At 66.8% G+C, this 2,165-nt stretch carries 2 protein-coding genes; one reads left to right on the top strand and one right to left on the bottom strand.

Annotation, left to right across the window (positions count from 1 at the left end; all coding sequences use genetic code 11):
• On the top strand, positions 1-944 hold a 944-nt coding region (locus tag Q1W68_RS07695; RefSeq protein ID WP_300716041.1), incomplete at its 5' end, for an endonuclease/exonuclease/phosphatase family protein.
• A 13-nt stretch (positions 945-957) separates the two neighbouring features.
• Here the strand turns inward: Q1W68_RS07695 and Q1W68_RS07690 are convergent.
• Positions 958-2,165: tetratricopeptide repeat protein (locus Q1W68_RS07690; RefSeq protein WP_300654499.1), on the bottom strand; the 1,208-nt coding region annotated here is incomplete at its 5' end.

Raw genomic sequence — 2,165 nt, 5'->3', positions numbered from 1 at the left:
CCCAGGCCGAGTACGACCGCAAGATCGGCTGGACCGCGCACCAGCTCCAGTCGCTGGATGCCGATGTGTTCGGTCTGCAGGAAATGTGGAACCCGTTGTCGGTGCAGCGCGCGCTGGATTCCGCGGGCGTGGCGGCCAGCTACGACCTGCTGGCACCACCCGGCTCCAACGGCAAACGCATCGACTGCGGTGCCCTCGTGCGCAAGGGCCTGCTCACCGGCCAGCCGGAGTGGATCACGAAGTTCCCGCCCGGCTTCGTGCTGCGCTCCACCGGCGACGACCCTCAAACGCCGAGCATCAGCGTGAACATCCAGGGTTACTCCCGGCCGGTGCTGCACTTCACCATCCAGCCGCGCAGCCCCGGTCCTGAGGTGCATGTGTACGTGTGCCACTTCAAGTCCAAAGGCCCGACCCAGGTATTCAACGAGAAGTGGTTCAAGGCCGACAAGGCGCTCTACGGCAAACACGCCACCGGCCTGGGCGCCGCCATCTCCACCATCCGGCGCACGGCCGAGGCCACGGCGCTGCGGTTCCTGCTGTCCGAACAGATGAAGGAGAACGACACGCCGGTGATCGTGCTCGGCGACATCAACGACGGCCAGCACAGCAACACCGCCAACATCCTCACCGAGCAGCCGCGCTACCTGGTGGGCGAGAGCAAGGGCGGTGGTGACACCTCGCTGTACACCGCACAGACCCTGCAGGAATACCGCGACACACGCGACGTGTACTACACCCACGTGCACCAGGACATCCGCGAGTCGCTCGACCACATCCTGGTCAGCCAGGAGTTCTACGACAACAGCAAGAAGCGGCTCTGGATGTTTGATGGCCTGGTGATCAACAACGACCACCTCAACTTCGAAGACCACAAAGCCCTGGGCACCGGCGACCACGGCGTGATCCGGGCGACGTTCAGGTACAGCCCGGCGAAGGTGGTTTGAGTCTCGGCTGCCGTCAGGCGCTGGCCACCGGCTCCAGCAGCACATACAGACCCATCACCGGCTTTTTCTGGTCTTCGCGCAGCGGGGCCTGCCAGCTCTGGCGCACGCGAAAGCCGTTGAGGGCGGCGAGCCGATCGATGTAGGCCGGTGAGTGGGCGTAGCGCAGGCTGGGCAGGAGTTTGAGTTCGCTGCCGTCGGTGGCCAGCTCCACCGAAAACGCAAAACACGCACCGGGCTGCAGGCGCTCGCGCACCGCCTCGAACACCGCGTCGAGCGCGCCCACGTAGATGAACACGTCGGCCGCCATCACGAGATCCACCGGCTCGGTGCTCTCGCGCAAGAAGGCCAGCAGATCGCCGTGCACCACGCGCCGGTAAGCACCGCTGGCCCGGGCCTGCGCCACCATGGCGGACGACAGGTCCACCCCGTCCACCGCGCCCGCCTGCGCCTGGATGAGCCGGCCACACAGGCCGGTGCCACAGCCCAGATCGAGCACGTGCTCGAAACGCTGACCACTGGCGCGCAGCGGTGCGAGCAGGGTGGTGTGCGCCTGGTAGTTCAGCTGCTCGACCAGGTGCGCCTGAAACTCGTCGGCGTACTCATCGAACAGCGCTTCCACGTACAGGGATGGCGGATGGGCAGGCGCCGTGCCACCCTGCACCGACGACAAATAAAAACGGTTGAGCGTTTCATCGCCACCGTGGGCCAGCGCCTGCTCGTAAGAGCGCGCGGCTTCGGCGAAGCGCCCGGTGTCGCGCAGCAGGCTGCCACGCTGGCTCCACGCTTCGGCCAGCGTGGGCGCCACCGCCAGGGCCTGGTCGAGCGCATGCAGCGTCTCGGCCGGCTGCTGCAGCCGCATGTGGCACAGGGCCAGCGACAACCACAGCTGCCCGGTGTTCGCGCCCAGACGAATGCCTTGGTGCAGCGCGTGCGCCGCCTCGTTCCAATGCGACAGCGCTTCGTGTGAAAGACCCAGCGCGACCCACGCGTCGCGGTGTGAGGGATCGGCCTTCGTGGCCTGCGTGAGCGCGCTCACGGCGTCCGGCCACCGACCGAGCCGACACAGCGTCACGCCCAGGTTGGCGAGCACCGAAGGACGTCCCGGCACCAGGGCCAACGCGGCCTGGAACTGCACGGCTGCGTCTTCAAGCTGGCCGGCCTCAAAGAGCGCGTTGCCGTCGAAGAAATGGGTCTTGGCTTGTTCGGTGGGGTCGGTCATGG

This window comes from Hydrogenophaga sp. (assembly GCF_030158645.1).
Lineage (GTDB): Bacteria > Pseudomonadota > Gammaproteobacteria > Burkholderiales > Burkholderiaceae_C > Hydrogenophaga.
Note: the sequence above shows the minus strand (reverse complement) of the source record. Positions and strands in the feature narration are given on the sequence as shown.